Source organism: Peribacillus sp. 05N428 (genome assembly GCF_056397085.1).
The window spans coordinates 1-4,783 of the sequence record NZ_JBFTMS010000087.1 but is presented as its reverse complement, the minus strand read 5'-3'; the positions used below and the strand labels follow the sequence as shown (position 1 = coordinate 4,783).

General features: G+C 36.3%; 4 protein-coding genes and 1 pseudogene. All 5 read right to left on the bottom strand.

All coding sequences use genetic code 11. The features are described from left to right. Positions 1-135 precede the first annotated feature (135 nt). A complete protein-coding gene (locus tag AC1DIV_RS29540; protein WP_034304673.1) occupies positions 136-618 on the bottom strand; it encodes a DinB family protein in 483 nt (160 codons plus the stop codon). A gap of 572 nt (positions 619-1,190) precedes the next feature. Further along, entirely contained in the window at positions 1,191-1,757 is a 567-nt protein-coding gene (locus tag AC1DIV_RS29535) for a hypothetical protein (protein WP_262871223.1), read from the bottom strand. A gap of 293 nt (positions 1,758-2,050) precedes the next feature. Then, a complete protein-coding gene (locus AC1DIV_RS29530; protein WP_340877695.1) occupies positions 2,051-3,322 on the bottom strand; it encodes an MFS transporter in 1,272 nt (423 codons plus the stop codon). A gap of 86 nt (positions 3,323-3,408) precedes the next feature. Then, a pseudogene (locus AC1DIV_RS29525) lies at positions 3,409-4,163 on the bottom strand (class I SAM-dependent methyltransferase). A 100-nt stretch (positions 4,164-4,263) separates the two neighbouring features. Continuing rightward, complete coding sequence (locus AC1DIV_RS29520; protein WP_477577932.1) at positions 4,264-4,560, bottom strand: TIGR04104 family putative zinc finger protein; 297 nt, start codon at positions 4,558-4,560, stop codon at positions 4,264-4,266. Between the last annotated feature and the right edge of the window lie 223 nt (positions 4,561-4,783).

Genomic DNA, 4,783 nt, shown 5'->3' with positions numbered 1-4,783 from the left:
TAAATACAATTCTTCACAAACTGATTTTGCTTAACAAAACTGACCAGCAGCAGAACATCGAAAAGGCGATCTCTAATTGAAGGACTTCACTCAATATATATAGAAACCGACTAAATTAATATCTATTTGAATTATTTATATGGAATGAGAGGAAAGACCCCGACCTATAAGGTTTGCAGAAACAGGCTTTTTCCCTAATTCCCTTGCCCAAATTGATAATTGCCCTATATGGTGAATTTCGTGAGCAATAGTATGTCGCATTATTTCACCCCAAGTATCCGTCACAATTCTTCCATCCTGCAAGGTATCATAAAATAATTGATTTTCCATACTAGCATCCCAGTTGTTCACAAAGTTTTCCACTTCTAAATGAAATTCAGCGTCCAATTTCCGAACTTTGTTCAAGCTTTTATAACTATCGAAACTCTCCTGAAAGTCAGTTTTACCTTGCAAGAGACGTATCCAGCTCCATTCGACATCAACAATATGGAAAAGTGTATGCAATATACTTCCCATTCCACCCGTTCGGTTCCGCAGAATTTCTTCTTCACTTAACTCTTCACACCAACGATACCAGTCTTCTCTTACCATCCAGTTATATCTAAAAAAAGTTTGCAAAAATGCCCCTCCCCATTTAGAAAATAATGTAACTGTTAAAATACTATTAGAGCAATGCCTAAACATTGTTAAATATTACTATTTAGACAAACATAGGTTGCATTCCTTTTTCAACAATCCTGCCCCTTTAGTTCATTAAGAAAAAGCTGCCTTAAAGACAGCTCCTAAAGCACCTAAAATTAATCATTTGGATTTATTATGGCTAAAACCTGCTTTATGGTCCCGAAAGCTTTGATAAAACGCTGATTACTCTTATACCAAATTGCTTTGCCTTGGTTCCCAAAATCAAAGCCACTAAAAATCCAATATCAATTAAAAAAAATAAAAATCGATATCCTTAAATCTATATTCGTTATCGATCTGCCGATAAAAAAACCAGTAATGCAGCTATAACTAAACAACAGTCAATATCAAAGGTATTGCTTCTTGTTTGTTCAATTTTCTTTTATTTTCCAAAACTTCACCTCTCCCCTCACAATGTCAAAATTCACCTAAATGAAAAAGAAACAATTTTTATATTTGGAATAATAAAAATAAAAAGCCCTTCTCACACGAGAGGGGCTTTTTTGTTATTAATATTCACTTACAGAATAGCTTTTGTATGTTAACTTGTTGTTTTCAAAAACCGTATAAAAATGTGTGTCATTAGTGTCACTGTAACGGCTCCAGGTATAATCTTTTTGGGTAATGCCGCCATAGGTATATGTTGAATCTAATTTCATATATTCACCTGTGATAGATACCGTTTGATTATAAGTCATTCCTTTTTTTACATTCGTATATTCATTGTAAGTTATACCATTTTTAATAGGAGTAAAGAAATATCCTTTGGCTGTTTTTGTATACTTGACCCACTTTGTTCCTACTTTATCATAATCTACAAATGTTACTGTAGCATATGAAAAGTTTTTATTTGTTGCATATGGAGTTAACGTTACAGCTTTAGTTGTTTTTGCATTAATTGTATTACCTTTATAATCTTGAACCTTATAGGTAGTACCTACTAAGGCGCTCTTATAGAAAGTTGAACCGATCGGCTTTGTTACTGTTGCAGCTTCTCCTTTATTTGCTCCAACTCCTGCCAGTAATCCTAGAGCTAATACTCCTACGGTTAATGCCTTTGCTAGTTTTTTCATCATAATTTCTCCCCCAACCCGTTAGTTCTTATGAATTTATATGTACATTTGTAGTATTCCTATTATTATTATAATCTACAGATTGCTCATCAATCAATGCTACAATAATTATGAGGTGGTAAACTTTGTTTATTTCTCCAATGCTATTGCACAAAACAGAGCAACCCTTCGAGGATGGAGGGGATTTTTTGTATGGCAAAAAAGGGGCAAACGTTTCAAGCGTTCCAAAATGACTTTCAAAAGCCGTTTCCTGTACGATAGGAAATGACTTTTTTTACTTATTATATGGCTTCTTTTTATTTTTCACTTCCCCGAGACCAGATAACCACTGGAATCAATAATAGAGATAATAACCCTCCGATAAATGATAAGGCTGTATAACTTGAACCGGCCACAATCATTCCAGATAAGGCTCCACCAGAGGCTCCTGATAATGCAATTAAAACATCCACTGTACCTTGGGTTTTAGCCCGATTTGAAGTGTCGGTTGAATCAACAATAAGAGCCGTCCCACTTATTAAACCGAAATTCCATCCTAATCCAAGTAAAGAAAGGGCAATAACTAGGAGAATCATAGAATCACCTGGTGCAATCGCCGATATTAAACCGGCCAGAAGCAGCGTAGCTCCAGAGGCAATAGCCATGGCAGTACGGCCAAACTTATCAACAAGGACACCTGTAACCAGTGAAGGAAGATACATGGCAGCTATATGAAATCCAATAACGAGACCTATTTCACCCAAGTCATGTCCATGATGCCTCATATGAACTGGCGTCATGGTCATAATGGCCACCATTACAATTTGAGTAAGAACCATAATTGTCGCACCAACAATAATTCCTCTTTTGTTTACCATTTGTTCAGTATCAGCCGAATATCCTAATCGCTTACTTTCTTGTTTGGACGCTTCTATTGCTCTTGCTATAACTAATGGGTCCGGGCGAAGCAAAACGAAAAGGACAAGACCTGCTAAGATAAATGCTGCCGCTGATAAAATGAAAGGACCAGCGAGTGAAGGAACGCCAATAGAAAGAGCAAAATCCCCCATTACATTCACTAAATTCGGACCGGCAACTGCACCAAATGTAGTAAACACCATGGTAATACTGATGGCAGTGGCTCGCTGTTTATTGTTAGCCAAGTCCGTACCAGCGTAACGAGCTTGTAAATTTGTCGCTGTTCCTGCACCATAGATGAGCAGGGAAGCAAATAAAAGGAAAACGCTATTTATGATGGCTGCCATTATGACTCCTATAGCTCCAAGTCCACCTATCATAAAACCAGCTGTTAGACCTGTACGGCGGCCGTAACGTTGAGAAAGTCTCCCTACGATTAAAGCAGCCCCGGCAGATCCCAATGTAAATAAACCCGATGGCACTCCAGCAAATGCATCTGTGCCAAGCATTTGTTGTGCAAGAAGTGCCCCCACCGTAACTCCAGCCGCTAAACCGGCACCGCCAAAAATTTGTGAAATACTTATAATAATCAATGTACGTTTGTATAACATTTTTTGTTTTTCTTGAGAATCTACATAACTCTGGTTCATTTGATATGTTTTACTGGACATTTGTTAAGACCTCATTCATCATTCTGTAATTTCTCCCCACCATGTACACCTTCCTCTCGTTGATTTTCTAATATTAAGATTCACCTTTACTTTTTTAGTTTAAAAACTATAAAATCAGCACATCTGAAATCTTCTTCAAATGAAGGATATTTTTCTAACATCTCTTTTGATGGCTTAGGTTCTATTATGCTTTCTAAAATAAAACCTGTTTTGATTAAAGTGTTTATATAACTTGTTAATGTTCTATGAAAGAATAGCATTTTTTCTTTATCACCTAAACGTTGTTCATACACTCCTTCATAAAAATACTTATCTACGTTCCAATGCAGTTTTTTACCGCTTTTCGTTTTCTCCCAACCACTCTCTGGAGTAACAAAACAAGGATGCAAAATCGAAAATATAAAACAGCCTCCATCTACTAATAAACGATACATTTCCTGAAATGCTTTTTCGTAATCTGCAAGATCTTGAATAACCATATTTGATACTATTAAATCGAAACGTTTATCTTCTAAGCAATACAAGTCCTCACAATTCCCCTGCCTATAATCAATCAACAAATCATTCGGGGTTCTTCCCTTAGCAATTTCTATCATCCGTGATGAATAATCCACAGCCGTTACAGTTGCTTCGGACCTCGCTAACATCCACTTAAATACCCCTCACCACACCCGGCATCTAAAACGTTTTTATTCCTCACCGTTTCCATAAGTGATAATAAAGTTGGATTCAAAAAAACTTGTTTATGAAGATCTCCTTGCTCGGTATGATTTGCAGAATATGTATCCGCGAAACTATCCCACCTTTTAATCGCTTCTTCTGTACCAATATTCTGATTCATTTTGACTCCTCCCTTCTTCTAAACTCCCCCGATATTTACATTAATAAAAAGCTGCCTTAAAGACAGCTCCTATCTTAAGCTTACGCCGTTGTTTAAATGACTACCACATCGGTTCATCCTTGTTACTTAACTTATATATAAATGGCATCATAATAATCACTAAAGCATACGCAACTATTTCAAAAACTAAGGCATAACCTTTAGGTACACCAAATGATATTAAAGGTACGATCAATAAAGTTATAAATATAAATAGGCTTAATAGCTTTCTTGTTTTCTTGGAAACGTATTGGGATGAATCACAGGATGAACAACTTAACCTCTTTTTAAAGGTAAACATTTTAAAAAAGGCCTCTATCCAACCCCATTTATAGCCACATTGCTGACAGGTTGGCATATGCAACAAACTCCTTTCAATTAAATCAATATTACAAATTATATCATTTATTCCTAAACTATCCTGACTAGTTTGTTGCATAATCGAGTAGAGGGAAAATAAATGTATTATTTTCGCCCCTCTCACAACACCGTACGTACGGTTCGCGTATACGGCGTTTCAATTTATATTACAGTGTGTACTTTTAGATAATGCTCTAAAGCAGAGGGGACTCCCCTCTGCT

What these genes read in the sequence shown, in the direction of transcription:
- AC1DIV_RS29530 (WP_340877695.1), bottom strand. Translation starts at nt 3,322, where the DNA reads ATGTCCAGTAAAACATATCAAATGAACCAGAGTTATGTAGATTCTCAA.
- AC1DIV_RS29535 (WP_262871223.1), bottom strand. Translation starts at nt 1,757, where the DNA reads ATGATGAAAAAACTAGCAAAGGCATTAACCGTAGGAGTATTAGCTCTA.
- AC1DIV_RS29520 (WP_477577932.1), bottom strand. Translation starts at nt 4,560, where the DNA reads ATGCCAACCTGTCAGCAATGTGGCTATAAATGGGGTTGGATAGAGGCC.